This window comes from Enterobacter cloacae complex sp. SHL001 (assembly GCF_049236825.1).
In the GTDB taxonomy this organism is placed as follows: domain Bacteria; phylum Pseudomonadota; class Gammaproteobacteria; order Enterobacterales; family Enterobacteriaceae; genus Enterobacter; species Enterobacter hormaechei_C.
The window spans coordinates 29,288-45,039 of the sequence record NZ_JBMKIP010000004.1 but is presented as its reverse complement, the minus strand read 5'-3'; the positions used below and the strand labels follow the sequence as shown (position 1 = coordinate 45,039).

15 protein-coding genes are annotated in these 15,752 nt (G+C 54.1%); 8 read left to right on the top strand and 7 right to left on the bottom strand.

Going from position 1 to position 15,752, the window contains the following annotated elements; translation table 11 throughout:
• Nucleotides 1-52: 52 nt before the first annotated feature.
• On the top strand, nt 53-397 hold the full coding sequence (erpA, locus tag ACOTYH_RS12415; RefSeq protein WP_003856230.1) for an iron-sulfur cluster insertion protein ErpA: 345 nt from the start codon (nt 53-55) through the stop codon (nt 395-397).
• A gap of 58 nt (nt 398-455) precedes the next feature.
• On the opposite strand, the gene ACOTYH_RS12410 is transcribed toward erpA, so the two are convergent.
• Genes ACOTYH_RS12410 through mtnN form a run of 3 tightly spaced genes read right to left on the bottom strand, consistent with a single transcriptional unit; the run spans nt 456 to nt 2,605 of the window.
• Nucleotides 456-1,079 carry a TRIC cation channel family protein gene (locus tag ACOTYH_RS12410; RefSeq protein WP_003856227.1) on the bottom strand — a complete coding sequence of 208 codons (624 nt, stop codon included), beginning with the start codon at nt 1,077-1,079 and terminating at the stop codon, nt 456-458.
• 25 nt (nt 1,080-1,104) lie between these two features.
• A complete protein-coding gene (btuF, locus tag ACOTYH_RS12405) occupies nt 1,105-1,914 on the bottom strand; it encodes a vitamin B12 ABC transporter substrate-binding protein BtuF (protein WP_033486483.1) in 810 nt (269 codons plus the stop codon).
• Nucleotides 1,907-2,605, bottom strand: coding sequence for a 5'-methylthioadenosine/S-adenosylhomocysteine nucleosidase (gene mtnN, locus ACOTYH_RS12400; protein WP_003856223.1), 699 nt, complete (start codon nt 2,603-2,605; stop codon nt 1,907-1,909). The genes btuF and mtnN overlap by 8 nt, the downstream gene beginning before the upstream one ends.
• A gap of 82 nt (nt 2,606-2,687) precedes the next feature.
• Here mtnN and dgt point away from each other — a divergent pair, with 82 nt between their 5' ends.
• From dgt to ACOTYH_RS12385, 3 genes are all read left to right on the top strand, one after another.
• Nucleotides 2,688-4,202 carry a dGTPase gene (gene dgt / locus ACOTYH_RS12395; RefSeq protein WP_015572717.1) on the top strand — a complete coding sequence of 505 codons (1,515 nt, stop codon included), beginning with the start codon at nt 2,688-2,690 and terminating at the stop codon, nt 4,200-4,202.
• A gap of 132 nt (nt 4,203-4,334) precedes the next feature.
• On the top strand, nt 4,335-5,768 hold the full coding sequence (gene degP / locus ACOTYH_RS12390; protein ID WP_015572718.1) for a serine endoprotease DegP: 1,434 nt from the start codon (nt 4,335-4,337) through the stop codon (nt 5,766-5,768).
• A 146-nt stretch (nt 5,769-5,914) separates the two neighbouring features.
• Entirely contained in the window at nt 5,915-7,072 is a 1,158-nt protein-coding gene (locus ACOTYH_RS12385; protein WP_003856217.1) for a CdaR family transcriptional regulator, read from the top strand.
• 89 nt (nt 7,073-7,161) lie between these two features.
• On the opposite strand, the gene ACOTYH_RS12380 is transcribed toward ACOTYH_RS12385, so the two are convergent.
• The 4 genes from ACOTYH_RS12380 to map form a co-directional block, all read right to left on the bottom strand.
• A complete protein-coding gene (locus ACOTYH_RS12380; RefSeq protein ID WP_015572719.1) occupies nt 7,162-7,551 on the bottom strand; it encodes a DUF3461 family protein in 390 nt (129 codons plus the stop codon).
• A gap of 111 nt (nt 7,552-7,662) precedes the next feature.
• Entirely contained in the window at nt 7,663-8,487 is an 825-nt protein-coding gene (gene dapD, locus ACOTYH_RS12375; protein WP_003856214.1) for a 2,3,4,5-tetrahydropyridine-2,6-dicarboxylate N-succinyltransferase, read from the bottom strand.
• Between the two features lie 32 nt (nt 8,488-8,519).
• Complete coding sequence (glnD, locus tag ACOTYH_RS12370) at nt 8,520-11,195, bottom strand: bifunctional uridylyltransferase/uridylyl-removing protein GlnD (protein ID WP_045344487.1); 2,676 nt, start codon at nt 11,193-11,195, stop codon at nt 8,520-8,522.
• Between the two features lie 62 nt (nt 11,196-11,257).
• Nucleotides 11,258-12,052 carry a type I methionyl aminopeptidase gene (gene map, locus ACOTYH_RS12365; RefSeq protein ID WP_015572721.1) on the bottom strand — a complete coding sequence of 265 codons (795 nt, stop codon included), beginning with the start codon at nt 12,050-12,052 and terminating at the stop codon, nt 11,258-11,260.
• A gap of 321 nt (nt 12,053-12,373) precedes the next feature.
• Here map and rpsB point away from each other — a divergent pair, with 321 nt between their 5' ends.
• The 4 genes from rpsB (at nt 12,374) to frr (ending at nt 15,668) form a co-directional block, all read left to right on the top strand.
• On the top strand, nt 12,374-13,099 hold the full coding sequence (rpsB, locus tag ACOTYH_RS12360) for a 30S ribosomal protein S2 (protein ID WP_003856207.1): 726 nt from the start codon (nt 12,374-12,376) through the stop codon (nt 13,097-13,099).
• 117 nt (nt 13,100-13,216) lie between these two features.
• Nucleotides 13,217-14,068, top strand: a complete 852-nt coding sequence (tsf, locus tag ACOTYH_RS12355; protein WP_015572722.1) for a translation elongation factor Ts — start codon at nt 13,217-13,219, stop codon at nt 14,066-14,068.
• 149 nt (nt 14,069-14,217) lie between these two features.
• On the top strand, nt 14,218-14,943 hold the full coding sequence (gene pyrH, locus ACOTYH_RS12350; protein ID WP_002889306.1) for a UMP kinase: 726 nt from the start codon (nt 14,218-14,220) through the stop codon (nt 14,941-14,943).
• Between the two features lie 167 nt (nt 14,944-15,110).
• Complete coding sequence (gene frr, locus ACOTYH_RS12345) at nt 15,111-15,668, top strand: ribosome recycling factor (protein WP_017383739.1); 558 nt, start codon at nt 15,111-15,113, stop codon at nt 15,666-15,668.
• Nucleotides 15,669-15,752 lie beyond the last annotated feature (84 nt).

Below are 15,752 nucleotides of genomic sequence, written 5' to 3'. Positions count from 1 at the left end.
GAATTGGGTGATTTTTGCCCAATAGCAGTCGCAGTATTCATGGGAGCATAAGATGAGTGATGACGTAGCGTTGCCGCTGGAATTTACCGAAGCAGCAGCGAAAAAAGTGAAAACCCTGATTGCCGACGAGGACAATCCGGATCTGAAACTGCGTGTTTATATTACCGGCGGCGGCTGTAGTGGCTTCCAGTATGGTTTTACCTTTGACGATCAGGTTAACGATGGTGATATGACTATCGAGAAACAGGGCGTCGCGCTGGTGGTTGACCCGATGAGCCTGCAATATCTGGTGGGCGGTTCAGTGGACTACACTGAAGGTCTGGAAGGTTCGCGCTTTGTGGTGACTAACCCGAATGCGACCAGCACCTGCGGGTGTGGTTCTTCGTTCAGTATTTAAGCCTGAATGCAGATTGTAGGCCCGGTAAGCGAAGCGCTACCGGGCTTATAAACGACGCCTATCTTGAATTTTCATCCAGCGCAAACGTCGGCAGCTTCAGGTGCCAGCGTATCGCCGCTAAACGGATCACCAGCGTGACCACCATCCCCAGCATCGCCGCATTCTCCAGCGGGACAGCAAAGGTGTAATACGCCGTGGCGTGAACAATCCCCCCGATGATACAGGCCGTCGCGTAGATTTCCGTTCGCAGGATCATCGGGACTTCTCGCGCCAGTATGTCGCGAATAATCCCTCCGCCCACGCCGGTTAACACGCCCATACAGATCGCCACCAGCGGGCCAGTCCCGGCAATAAAGGCTTTATTCACGCCTATTCCCACAAAGACCGCCAGACCGACGGCATCCAGTACCGGCAATATCCATTTTGGCAGTCTGCGAGGCTGACGAACCAGCACGATGGTTAACAGGCAGGTGACCATCGCCACCACCAGATCCGTGGGATCTTTTACCCAAAATACCGGGCCATTTGCCAGCGCCATATCGCGGATCGTTCCGCCTCCCACCGCCGTAACAACGCCGAGTACCAGTACGCCAAAAGGGTCCATGCGCAGTTTTCCGGCAAGCAAAACGCCGGAGATAGCAAAAACGGCTGTGCCAAGAATATCCAGCCAATACACGAGCATCGTTAAATCCTCGAAGGGGGTATATTTATCTGTTTGAGTGACTCTCTGCCAGTTCGGCGCAGAGTTGTTTTGCGGCGAGGATAATACGCGGGCTGGCGCGTTCAAACCAGTCGCTGTTGAGTGCGATAACCGGAATTTTAAGCTGCCGATGCCAGAATTGTTCTATTTTAGGAATCTCGCTCGCATTTCCGACCACCACAATGGCCTGCGGTTGTCGCGCAAGAACCTGTTCACGACTGACCTGGGGCCAGGGAACCCGGCTTTCGGCAAAGATATTTTCACCTCCACAGGTTTCAAGCACCTGGTTCTGGATCGAGCCTTTCCCGGTAGTGAACAGCGGCTGGCTGCCAAATTGCAGAAAAACGCGTTGTTTCGGTTGCGTGCCGTATCGGGCTTTTAGCGCGGCATAGTCGTTGAGCATCTGCTGTGCAGCCTGCCCGGCGCGTTGGGGGGTAGGGCTGAAAGGCGCGAGGTCACGGAGGGTTTGCGCCACCTGTTCGATGCTCACCGCGTCCACCCATTTTACCGTTATTCCCAGCGAAGAGAGCTGGTTCACCTGCCGTTCGGCATTACCGCCGCGCCAGGCGAGGACCAGATCGGGCTTCAGCGCCACGATGCGTTCCAGGTTCATTCCCTGCCAGGTGGCAACCTGTTCGATATGGGCGGCCTGCGGTGGATAATCGGAAAAGCTGCTCACCGCAACGGGCGTGATCCCGGCGGCAAACGCCAGTTCCGTATTGGCAGGGGAGAGAGTGATCACCCGCGGCGCGGCGATGAGCCAGGCCGGAGCGAGCAGAAGCAGGGCGGCCAGCGCCCTGAATGACACCTTACCCACGCGCCAGTTTCTGCACCAGGGTTTCCACCATCACGGTGGACTGTTTGGCCGCAACGGCCAGGAATTCGTCGAAGCTGATGTGGGACTGCTGGTCCGCCACGTCAGAGATCGCGCGAACGACCACGAACGGCACGCTGAAGTTATGGCATACGTGCGCGATGGCTGTGGCTTCCATCTCCACGGCCACAGCCTGCGGGAAGTTATGACGGATTTTCGCCAGACCGACAGAGCCGTTGATAAAGGCATCGCCGCTGACGATCAGGCCACGCACCGCATTGAGGTTCAGCTCGTTAATGCAGCTTTCAGCGGCGGCAATCAGCTTATCATCCGCTTTAAACCCGGCCGGGCAGCCCGGAAGCTGACCATATTCGTAGCCGAATGCGGTGACATCTGCATCGTGATAACGCGCTTCGTCGGAAACCACGATATCGCCCACTTTCAGCGTCGGCGCCAGACCGCCCGCAGAACCCGTATTAATGATAACGTCAGGCTTGCAGCGCTCAAGCAGCAGGGTCGCGCCCAGTGCCGCTGCAACTTTACCGATGCCTGATTTCAGCAGAGCCACGTCAACACCGTTCAACTGGCCGGTGTAGATCTCACAGCCACCGAGGGAGAGGGTCTGACGGTTCTCAATTTTGTCACGCAGCAGCGTAACTTCTTCTTCCATTGCACCAATAATGCCGATTTTCATAGATTTACTCGCGATGTGCCTTGTTAAGATGCATAGTCTATCATGCGGTTAAGGGGAAACGCATTCTCACGCGGGGGAGCACATGGCACCAATCGATTTTCGCACCAAAATTAACTGGCACCGACGTTTCCGTTCGCCACAGGGCGATAAGAGCGAACATGAGATCCTGCGCATTTTCGAAAGCGATCGCGGACGCATCATCAACTCGCCCGCTATCCGTCGGTTACAGCAAAAAACCCAGGTGTTCCCGCTGGAGCGTAACGCCGCGGTGCGTACGCGGTTAACGCACTCCATGGAAGTGCAGCAGGTGGGGCGCTACATTGCGAAAGAGATCCTCAGTCGCCTTAAAGAGCAACGTCTGCTGGAAACCTACGGACTGGATGAACTGACCGGGCCGTTCGAAAGCATCGTTGAGATGGCCTGCCTGATGCACGATATCGGCAATCCTCCCTTTGGTCATTTCGGCGAGGCCGCCATCAATGACTGGTTTAAACAGCGGCTTTTTCCCTCTGACGCCATAAGCCAGCCGCTCAGCGATGACCGCTGTGTGGTACGCGATTTATGCCTGCGTGAAGGCGAAGATAGCCTGAACGATCTGCGCCGTAAGGTGCGCCAGGATCTGTGTCATTTCGAAGGTAACGCGCAGGGGATCCGTCTGGTGCACTCCCTGATGCGGATGAATCTGACCTGGGCCCAGGTGGGCTGTATTCTTAAATACACGCGTCCCGCATGGTGGACCGGAGAAACGCCCGCCACGCATAGCTACCTGATGAAAAAACCGGGCTATTACTTATCGGAAGAAGCATACATCGCGCGGTTGCGTAAAGAACTGTCTCTGACCCCTAATGGCCGTTTTCCATTGACATGGATTATGGAAGCGGCTGATGACATTTCTTATTGCGTGGCCGATCTGGAAGACGCGGTGGAAAAAAGAATATTCAGCGTCGAGGAGCTGTATCAGCATCTTCATGATGCCTGGGGAGAGCATGAAAAAGGTTCTCTGTTTGCGCAGGTCGTCGAGAATGCCTGGGATAAATCGCGTTCAAATTCGCTGAGCCGCAGTACCGAAGATCAGTTCTTTATGTATTTGCGGGTGAACACGCTGAATAAACTGGTGCCGTATGCGGCCGCCCGTTTCATTGATAATTTGCCGATGATATTTAGCGGGGAATTTAATCACGCCCTGCTGGAAGATGAGAGCAGTTTTAGTCAGCTTCTTGAATTATATAAAAACGTGGCTGTTCGCCATGTTTTCAGCCACCCGGATGTCGAGCAGCTGGAGCTGCAAGGATACCGGGTTATCAGCGGGTTGCTGGAGATTTATGGCCCGCTGCTCCAGCTGACGGTCGATGAGTTCAGTGAGCTGGCAAATAATGAACGTGTTCGCCGCCTGCCGATTGAATCTCGTCTCTATCAGAAGCTTTCAACCCGCCACCGGCTGGCATACATTGAAGCCGTCAGTAAAATAGATCGCCATTCTTCCCAATGGCCAGTCATGGAATATTATTATCGCTGTCGTCTTATCCAGGACTATATCAGCGGGATGACAGATTTGTATGCCTGGGATGAATACCGCAAGCTTATGGCCGTTGAATAAGCCATGAGTTTTGTAAAGACGACCAATAAATTTTTACTTTTTCCATAAACTTAATCCCGGAACTAAGCGGTATAAAACGAATCTGAGTTACACAGCAATTTTGCGTTATCTGGTAAATCGAGATTGAGAAACATGAAAAAAACCACATTAGCAATGAGTGCACTGGCTCTGAGTTTAGGTTTAGCGCTGTCCCCTCTGGCGATGGCGGCCGAGACTGCTTCCTCGGCAGCGACTGCGCAGCAGATGCCAAGCCTGGCCCCGATGCTCGAAAAAGTGATGCCATCGGTGGTGAGTATTAACGTTGAGGGCAGCACGACCGTCAATACGCCGCGTATGCCGCGTAATTTCCAGCAGTTCTTCGGCGATAATTCGCCATTCTGCCAGGACGGCTCGCCATTCCAGAGTTCTCCGTTCTGTCAGGGCGGCGGCGCAGGGGATGACGGTCAGGGCGGCGGCCAGCAGCAGAAATTCATGGCACTTGGCTCGGGCGTCATTATTGATGCAGCGAAAGGCTACGTGGTGACCAATAACCACGTGGTAGATAATGCTAACACCATTAAGGTGCAGATGAGCGATGGCCGTAAATTCGATGCCAAAGTGGTCGGTAAAGATCCGCGCTCTGATATCGCGCTGATTCAGATTCAGGATCCGAAGAACCTGACGGCGATTAAGCTTGCCGACTCTGACGCGCTGCGCGTGGGTGACTACACCGTCGCCATCGGTAACCCATTTGGTCTGGGTGAAACCGTGACCTCGGGTATCGTCTCTGCGCTGGGACGTAGCGGCCTGAACGCGGAAAACTATGAAAACTTCATCCAGACGGATGCGGCCATTAACCGCGGTAACTCCGGCGGTGCGCTGGTTAACCTGAACGGTGAGCTGATCGGTATCAACACCGCTATCCTGGCACCGGATGGTGGCAACATCGGTATCGGCTTTGCTATCCCGAGCAACATGGTGAAAAACCTGACTGCGCAGATGGTGCAATATGGACAGGTGAAACGCGGTGAGCTGGGTATCATGGGTACCGAACTGAACTCCGAGCTGGCGAAAGCGATGAAAGTGGACGCTCAGCGCGGCGCATTCGTAAGCCAGGTCATGCCGAACTCTTCGGCGGCGAAAGCCGGCATTAAAGCGGGTGACGTCATCACCTCTCTGAACGGTAAGCCGATCAGCAGCTTTGCCGCCCTGCGTGCGGAAGTGGGTTCTATGCCAATCGGCAGTAAAGTGACCCTCGGCCTGCTGCGTGAAGGTAAGCCGGTTAACGTGAGCCTGGAACTGCAACAAAGCAGTCAGAATCAGGTCGATTCCAGTACCATCTTCAGCGGTATTGAAGGTGCCGAGATGAGCAACAAAGGGGCAGATAAAGGCGTGGTGGTGAACAACGTGAAAGCGAACTCACCTGCTGCCCGTATCGGCCTGAAAAAAGGTGATGTGATCATGGGCGCTAACCAGCAGCCGGTGAAAAACATCGCTGAACTGCGCAAAATTCTCGACAGCAAGCCTTCTGTGCTGGCACTGAATATTCAGCGTGGTGATACCTCTATTTATCTCCTGATGCAATAATCTTCTTAAGCCCCTGTTCGCAGGGGCTTTCTCTTTTCTGTGACCTTTCCCACAACTCCATACATCTCTCTCTGCCTTTGGGCATCTGCACAATGCAGCCTTAGCTGAACTTCCCTATGCTTGAGCTCTGCTCACGGGAGGGTTATATGGCTGGCTGGCATCTTGATACCAAAATGGCGCAGGATATCGTGGCGCGAACCATGCGCATCATCGATACCAATATCAACGTAATGGATGCCCGTGGGCGCATTATCGGCAGTGGCGATCGTGAGCGTATTGGGGAATTGCACGAAGGGGCGTTGCTGGTGCTTTCTCAGGGGCGCGTGGTCGATATCGATGACGCCGTGGCGAAACATCTGCACGGGGTCCGTCAGGGGATCAACCTGCCGCTGCGTCTGGAAGGAGAGATTGTTGGCGTTATCGGTCTGACTGGCGACCCTGAATCGCTGCGTAAATACGGTGAGCTGGTCTGCATGACGGCGGAGATGATGCTGGAGCAGTCGCGTCTGATGCATCTGCTCGCCCAGGACAGCCGCCTGCGTGAAGAGCTGGTGATGAATTTGATTCAGGCTGAGGAGCACACGCCTGCCCTGAGCGAATGGGCGCAGCGTCTGGGTATCGACCTGAATCAGCCGCGCGTGGTCGCCGTTATTGAGGTGGATAGCGGCCAGCTTGGTGTGGACAGCGCCATGGTGGAGCTACAGCAGCTGCAAAACATGCTGGCGACGCCGGAGCGTAACAACCTGGTGGCGATTGTCTCTTTGACGGAAATGGTGGTGCTCAAGCCTGCGCTTAATCAGTTTGGTCGCTGGGACGCGGAAGATCATCGTCGCCGCGTTGAGCTGCTCATCGAGCGCATGAAGGAGAACGGACAGCTCCGTTTTCGCGTCGCGCTGGGAAATTACTTTACCGGGCCGGGAAGCATCGCTCGTTCATGGCGAACGGCGCGCACCACCATGATGGTGGGTAAACAGCGCATGCCGGAGAGCCGCAGTTATTTCTATCAGGATCTGATGCTGCCGGTCCTGCTCGACAGCCTGCGCGGCGGCTGGCAGGCCAACGAGCTGGCGCGTCCGCTGGTGCGTCTGAAAGCGATGGACAACAACGGGCTGCTGCGCCGCACGTTGCAGGCGTGGTTCCGGCATAACGTGCAGCCGCTGGCAACGTCAAAAGCGCTGTTTATTCACCGTAATACGCTGGAGTATAGGCTAAACCGGATCTCGGAACTGACGGGGCTGGATTTAGGGAATTTTGACGACCGGCTATTGCTGTATGTGGCGTTGCAGCTGGATGAACAGAGATGATGCTGTTTGCCGGGTGGCGGCTTCGCCTTACCCGGCCTACATGCGTTCGTAGGCCCGGTAAGCGAAGCGCCACCGGGCAATAAAACGGCTCATTTGTTACGCGTCAATTTCTCAAGATCCGCTTCAATCTCGCTGATCTTATTGGTGACAACGCTTTCCAGGTGACGCAGGTCGTCAAGGATCTTACGTTTCAGATCGACTTCGCTGCGATCGCGCTGGCAGATTTGATCGAGTTCGTCGATCACGTAGCGCAGGTTAGGGCTGATTTCCTGTACTTCTTTATATCCCTGACCGATACCGTCAGCGACAACGGTCTTACGCTGGCGAGGGTATTTAAACTTCACGCTTTTGGCGAAGAACTCTCCTTTGTCCTTGTGAAAATAGATTTTCAAAATATCGTTATTGGCTTCCTGGCGGAGACTATAACGATCAATTTCATCAGGATTGGTAATGCCCAGACTTTTCAGATTATCGTACATAGCGGTACCCTTGATCTCAACATAACCTATGAATAATTAACGAAAAAATCTATTTTCGCCACCTTCGGATATAAAAAAAGCGGGGTTGCCCCCGCTTTTTGTTATACCCGATTAATCGATGGTGCGCAGCAGTTCATTGATGCCCACTTTACCGCGCGTTTTCGCGTCCACTTTTTTCACGATGACCGCGCAATACAGGCTGTATTTGCCATCTTTAGACGGCAGGTTGCCGGAAACCACAACGGAACCAGCTGGAACGCGGCCGTAGTGAATTTCACCGGTTTCGCGATCGTAAATACGGGTGCTCTGGCCAATATAAACGCCCATGGAGATCACAGAACCTTCTTCGACGATCACGCCTTCAACCACTTCGGAACGTGCGCCGATGAAGCAGTTGTCTTCGATGATGGTTGGGTTAGCCTGAAGTGGCTCTAGAACGCCACCGATGCCCACACCGCCGGACAGGTGAACGTTTTTACCGATCTGCGCGCAGGAGCCGACGGTAGCCCAGGTGTCCACCATGGTGCCTTCGTCAACGTAGGCGCCGATGTTCACGTAGGATGGCATCAGCACGGTGTTGCGTGCGATGAAGGCACCCTGACGAACGGCCGCGGGTGGTACTACGCGGAAGCCCTCTTTCTGGAAGCGCGCTTCGTCGTAATCCGCAAATTTCATTGGCACTTTATCGAAGTAGCGGCTTTCTGCTCCGTCGATAACCTGGTTATCGTTGATACGGAAAGAGAGCAGCACAGCTTTCTTCAGCCATTGATGAGTAACCCACTGACCGTCGATTTTTTCTGCCACGCGCAGCGCGCCGGAATCCAGCAGGGAAATAACCTGGTTTACCGCTTCACGGGTCACGGTATCCACATTTGCCGGAGTGATGTCGGCGCGACGCTCAAAAGCGGACTCAATAACGTTCTGTAACTGCTGCATTGTTTACTCTTTCCATTTCACTAAAAAACACGTCACCCTTTATCGTTTGGATTGAGGGCTGCTGTCAACCGTTGTTGCACTTCAAGTTGCAGGTCATTATTAAGGGCACGCCGGTCGGCCGTCGCGATTATAAATAAATCTTCTACTCGTTCGCCAATGGTTGTAATTCGGGCGCCGTGAAGCGAAATTCCCAGATCGGCAAAAACCTGACCGACGCGGGCTAGCAGCCCTGGCTGGTCGAGCGCAATCAGCTCAAGGAACGATTTACGGTCGGTATGGGTCGGCAGGAAATTGACCTCGGTATCGACGGTAAAGTGGCGCAGTTTTGCCGCCTGACGACGCGGCTGCGGAGGTTGCCAGCTGCGCTGCGTAATCGCCTGCTCGAGGCCAAAGCGTATCCCCTCATGCCTGTCCGACGACAGCGGGCTGCCGTCCGGCTCCAGCACAATAAAGGTGTCCATCGCCATGCCGTCGCGGGTGGTAAAAATCTGCGCGTCGTGCACGCTCAGGTTACGCCTGTCCAGCTCGGCACAGACCGCTGCAAACAAATAAGGCCGGTCCGGACTCCAGATGAAAATTTCCGTCCCGCCGCGCGTGGCCTGCGGGCTGAGCAGAATCATCGGTTTTGTCAGGTCGTGCTTCAGCAGATGCCGGGCGTGCCAGGCAAGCTGGTTTGGGCTGTGGCGCACAAAGTAGTTGGCGCGACAGCGCGCCCAAATCTGATGCAGCGCCTCTTCGTTGATGTTATCCATGCGCAGCAGAGCCAGCGCCTGCAACTGATGGTGGCGCACACGCTCACGCATGTCGGGGGTGTTCTGCATCCCGCGACGCAGCTGTTTTTCGGTGGCGAAGTAGAGTTCGCGCAGCAGGCTCTGCTTCCAGCTGTTCCACAGGGTTTCGTTGGTGGCGCAGATATCGGCTACCGTCAGGCAGACCAGGTAGCGCAGGCGGTTCTCCGTTTGCACTTCCTCGGCGAACTGCTTGATCACTTCCGGATCCTGAATATCACGACGCTGAGCGGTAACTGACATCAGCAGATGATGGCGAACCAGCCAGGCGATAAGCTGCGTTTCACGCGAGTTCAGGCCGTGCAGCTCGGCAAATTTCAGCACGTCCTGGGCACCGAGCACGGAGTGGTCGCCGCCGCGACCTTTGGCGATATCATGGAACAGGGCGGCGATCAGGATCAGCTCCGGGTGCGCCAGACGTGGCCACAGATCAACGCACAGCGGATGGCGGGAGCGCGTCTCTTCTTTAGCGAAGCTTTCCAGCTTCAGCATGACGCGGATCGTGTGCTCATCTACCGTATAGGCGTGAAACAGGTCGAACTGCATCTGCCCGACAATATGCGACCACTGGGGCATATAGGCCCACAATACGCTGTGACGGTGCATCGGCAGCAGACCGCGGCTGACGGCGCCCGGATGACGAAGCATGCTCAGGAACAGCGAGCGCGCCTCCGGGATGTAACACAGCGGCTGCTTCAGATGGCGTCGTGCATGGCGCAGATGACGCAGGGTGGTGGAGTAGATCCCGGTGATCGTGCTGTTGCGCACCATGGTGTAGAACATTCGCAGGATCGCTTCCGGTTCGCGGATGAACAGCGTTTCGTCGCGCAGATCGATAAGCGTGCCGCGCAGCTGAAATTCGTCATCAATCGGACGCGGTTTTTCGTCTGCCGTCAGCGCGAGGATCGCCTCATCGAACAGCTGTAACAGCATCTGGTTTAGCTCAGAGACGCGGCGGGTGACGCGGAAGAAATCCTTCATCATTTGCTCGACCGGCTCGTTGCCCTCGCCCTGGTAATTCAGGCGCTGCGCCACGCTGAGCTGTCGGTCAAACAGCAGGCGGTTATCGTAGCGGGTGACTTCCAGGTGCAGGGCAAAACGGATGCGCCACAGCAGATGCAGACATTCATTGAGTTCGTTACGTTCGGCTTCGGTCAGAAAACCAAACCCGACCATTTCGTCCAGCGATGTTGCTCCAAAATGGCGACGGGCGACCCATTGCAGCGTGTGGATATCGCGCAGGCCACCGGGGCTGCTTTTAATATCCGGTTCGAGATTATAGCTGGTACCGTGATAGCGCTGGTGGCGCTGGTTTTGTTCTTCGACTTTCGCGGCGAAGAATTTTTCCGAAGGCCAGAAGCCGTCGCTAAAGATGTGCTTTTGCAGTTCGAGGAACAGCGCAACGTCGCCAATCAGCAGGCGGGTTTCAATCAGGTTGGTGGCGACGGTCAGGTCAGATAACCCTTCCAGCAGACACTCTTCCAGCGTGCGTACGCTGTGGCCCACTTCCAGCTTTACGTCCCAGAGCAGGGTCAACAGTTCACCGATTTTCTGCGCCCGATCGTCCGGCAGTTTTTTACGGCTTAAGATCAGCAGGTCGATATCAGAGAGTGGATGCAGTTCACCCCGGCCATAGCCGCCGACCGCAACCAGCGCGACGTCGCTCACCTGTCCGAAACCGTAGTCGATCCACAGACGTTGCAGGAGCTGGTCGATAAATTCGGTGCGCGCTTCAATGAGCTGTTCGGCCGAAATGCCTACGTCAAATGCGTTACCCAGCCAGCGATGGAAAACCTCCATGTGGGCTTTGATATGCGCGCAGGTCAGCTCATGCGGTGGCCAGACGCCCGGGTTATCAGGCTGGTCGGGGAGGGTGGGAAGTGCTGTATTAGCATACTGTTCGGGTAAGAGATTACTCATCGTGCGCCACCCATAAGAAAAAGCTATCGCCATTAAAAAAGCCGGCATTCGCCGGCTTCTTATCACTCAATGTTCGTCAGTATCGCCGGGATGGTGTCATCCTTGCGCAACGTCATAATTTCGCAGCCGTTGTCTGTAACCACAATAGTATGCTCGTACTGGGCAGACAAGCTTCTGTCTTTGGTTTTTACCGTCCAGCCATCTTTCATGGTACGGATGCGGTAATCACCCGCGTTGACCATTGGTTCGATAGTGAAGGTCATGCCCTTTTGCAGCACTACGCCGCCGTCGTCTGCATCGTAGTGCAGAACCTGCGGTTCTTCATGGAACACACGACCAATACCGTGACCGCAATATTCGCGCACCACGGAGAAACCTTCCGCTTCCACAAATTTCTGGATTGCGGCGCCGATGGTGCGCAGGCGGATGCCCGGCTTCACCATTTTCAGCGCCAGGTAGAGGCTCTCTTGCGTCACTTTGCACAGACGCTCGCCCAGAATCGTTGGCTTGCCAACGATGAACATCTTAGAAGTGTCGCCGTGGTACTCGTCTTTAATCACGGTCACGTCGATGTTGACGATGTCGCCATCTTTCAGCAGCTTCTCGTCATCCGGAATGCCGTGGCAAACCACTTCATTAATAGAGATGCAGACGGATTTCGGGAAACCGTGATAGCCAAGGCAGGCGGAGACCGCGTGCTGCTCGTTGACGATATAGTCGTTACAGATGCGATCCAGTTCGCCAGTGCTGACGCCCGGTTTCACAAACGGCTCGATCATTTCCAGCACGTCCGCGGCCAGACGACCGGCGACGCGCATCTTTTCAATTTCTTCAGGTGTCTTAATAGAGATAGCCATGTAATCTGTCCATCGGTGTCGATTTTTTCGACAATACTAGTGTAAGTGTTGTCAATGGTATCAGTCAGGCGCACCCCGTGCCAAATTGAGAATCATTAACAGCACACTCCGCCAACAATTATTGGTTTCTGGCCGTGTTTTGTGATATAAAGCGCGCCGGACTTCCGATCCATCTCAGATACACAGGCTGGACGGGAGCGACAAATCTCACTTTGTGTAACAACACACACGTATCGGCACATATTCCGGGGTGCCCTTCGGGGTCGGTAATATGGGATACGTGGAGGCATAACCCCAACTTTCAATATAGAGGTTTTAAACATGGCAACTGTTTCCATGCGCGACATGCTCAAGGCTGGTGTTCACTTCGGTCACCAGACCCGTTACTGGAACCCGAAAATGAAGCCTTTCATCTTCGGCGCACGTAACAAAGTTCACATCATCAACCTTGAGAAGACTGTACCAATGTTCAACGAAGCCCTGGCTGAGCTGAACAAGATCTCTTCCCGTAAAGGTAAGATTCTGTTCGTTGGTACTAAGCGCGCTGCAAGCGAAGCTGTGAAAGATGCTGCTAACAGCTGCGACCAGTTCTTCGTGAACCATCGCTGGTTGGGCGGCATGCTGACCAACTGGAAAACTGTTCGTCAGTCCATCAAGCGCCTGAAAGATCTGGAAACCCAGTCTCAGGACGGTACTTTCGATAAGCTGACTAAGAAAGAAGCGCTGATGCGTACTCGTGAACTGGACAAGCTGGAAAACAGCCTGGGCGGTATCAAAGATATGGGCGGCCTGCCAGACGCGCTGTTCGTAATCGATGCAGACCACGAGCACATCGCAATCAAAGAAGCTAACAACCTGGGTATCCCGGTATTCGCTATCGTTGATACCAACTCCGATCCGGACGGTGTTGACTTCGTTATCCCGGGTAACGACGACGCAATCCGTGCTGTTAGCCTGTACCTGAGCGCTGTAGCTGCTACCGTTCGTGAAGGCCGTTCCCAGGATCTGGCTTCTCAGGCGGAAGAAAGCTTCGTAGAAGCTGAATAATAAGGTTTTACCCCTTATTAGTACCGTGTATGAATAGGGGCCCATTATCGGCCCCTTTTTTCAATTTATACTGTTTGGCTCCCGGCCGGGCAGTTCACATCTCCCGAGGATTTAAGAATGGCTGAAATTACCGCATCCCTGGTAAAAGAGCTGCGTGAGCGTACTGGCGCAGGCATGATGGATTGCAAAAAAGCGCTGACCGAAGCGAACGGCGACATCGAGCTGGCAATCGAAAACATGCGTAAATCCGGTGCGATCAAAGCAGCTAAGAAAGCAGGCAACGTTGCTGCTGACGGCGTGATCATCACCAAAATCGACGGCAACTACGGCATCATTCTGGAAGTTAACTGCCAGACTGACTTCGTTGCTAAAGATGCTGGTTTCCAGGCATTTGCTAACAAAGTTCTGGACGCAGCGGTTGCAGGCAAAATCACTGACGTTGAAGTTCTGAAAGCACAGTTCGAAGAAGAGCGTGTAGCGCTGGTTGCTAAAATCGGTGAGAACATCAACATCCGTCGCGTTTCTTCCCTGGAAGGCGATGTTCTGGGCTCTTACCAGCACGGCGCGCGTATCGGTGTTCTGGTTGCGGCTAAAGGCGCTGACGAAGAGCTGGTTAAACAGCTGGCAATGCACATCGCTGCAAGCAAACCAGAATTCGTTAAGCCAGAAGACGTGTCTGCTGAAGTGGTAGAGAAAGAGTACCAGGTTCAGCTGGACATCGCGATGCAGTCTGGTAAGCCAAAAGAAATCGCAGAGAAAATGGTTGAAGGCCGCATGAAGAAATTCACCGGCGAAGTTTCTCTGACTGGCCAGCCTTTCGTAATGGATCCAAGCAAGTCTGTTGCTCAGCTGCTGAAAGAGCACAACGCTGATGTAACTGGCTTCATCCGCTTCGAAGTGGGCGAAGGCATCGAGAAAGTTGAGACTGACTTCGCAGCAGAAGTTGCTGCAATGTCCAAGCAGTCTTAATGATTGAAAAGGAGCCGCCTGAGGGCGGCTTCTTTTTGTCACCAGTCTCACGAAATCAGACAGGCTCCAGTATCGCTGTGCTGATTTGCGACATATCATGTCGCCAGAATTAACCCCATCTTAATCGTTGACAGTCTCAGGAAAGAAACATGGCTACCAATGCAAAACCCGTGTACAAACGCATTCTGCTTAAGCTGAGTGGCGAAGCGCTGCAAGGATCGGAAGGCTTCGGTATTGACGCAAGCATCCTTGATCGCATGGCACAGGAAATCAAAGAACTGGTCGAACTGGGTATTCAGGTTGGCGTGGTCATTGGCGGTGGCAACCTTTTCCGTGGTGCTGGTCTGGCGAAAGCGGGGATGAACCGCGTAGTGGGCGACCACATGGGTATGCTGGCAACCGTGATGAATGGCCTGGCGATGCGTGATGCGCTTCATCGCGCCTATGTGAACGCTCGCCTGATGTCCGCTATTCCTTTGAATGGCGTATGCGATAACTACAGCTGGGCAGAGGCCATCAGCCTGCTGCGCAACAACCGCGTGGTGATCCTCTCCGCCGGTACGGGTAACCCGTTCTTTACCACCGATTCCGCAGCCTGCCTGCGCGGTATCGAAATCGAAGCCGATGTGGTGCTGAAAGCGACCAAAGTAGATGGCGTGTTTACTGCCGACCCGGCAAAAGATCCTTCAGCGACCATGTACGATCAGCTGACCTACAGCGAAGTGCTGGAAAAAGAGCTGAAAGTGATGGATCTTGCCGCCTTTACGCTGGCTCGTGACCACAAACTACCGATCCGTGTCTTCAACATGAACAAGCCTGGCGCGCTGCGTCGCGTTGTTATGGGCGAAAAAGAAGGCACTTTGATCACGGAATAATTTCCGTCGGCGATAAATACAGGTAAGATTCCGCTTTATTTCGACGTGGTATCTTACCTGGGCGCGCCTTTGGCGTTGTCATGAATTAAACGCGACTATACTTAGCACACCTGTAGCGCTGTGCTGGCGGATAGTCTGCCTGAGACAAGTTTTCAAGGATCCGTAACGTGATTAACGACATCAGAAAAGATGCTGAAGTACGCATGGAAAAATGCGTAGAAGCGTTCAAAAACCAAATCAGCAAAATCCGTACTGGCCGTGCTTCCCCAAGCCTGCTGGATGGCATCATCGTAGAATATTACGGTACGCCAACGCCTCTGCGTCAGCTGGCGAGCGTGACGGTAGAAGATACCCGTACCCTGAAAATCAACGTGTTCGACCGCTCAATGAGCCCGGCCGTTGAAAAAGCAATCATGGCATCTGACCTGGGTCTGAACCCAAGCTCAGCCGGCGCGGATATTCGCGTTCCACTGCCTCCGCTGACGGAAGAGCGTCGTAAAGACCTGATCAAAGTGGTTCGTGGTGAAGCTGAGCAGGGTCGTGTTTCCGTACGTAACGTGCGTCGCGATGCGAACGATAAAGTGAAAGCCCTGCTGAAAGAAAAAGAGATCAGCGAAGACGACGATCGTCGTTCTCAGGACGACATTCAGAAAATGACCGACGCGGCCATCAAGAAAATTGATGCGGCGCTGGCAGAAAAAGAAGCGGAACTGATGCAGTTCTGATTTTCGCTGTACACTGATAACGCCGTTCAGAAGGACATTGAGTCTTGCTGGCGGCGTTTTGCTTTTATCTGGTCTAACTTTTGG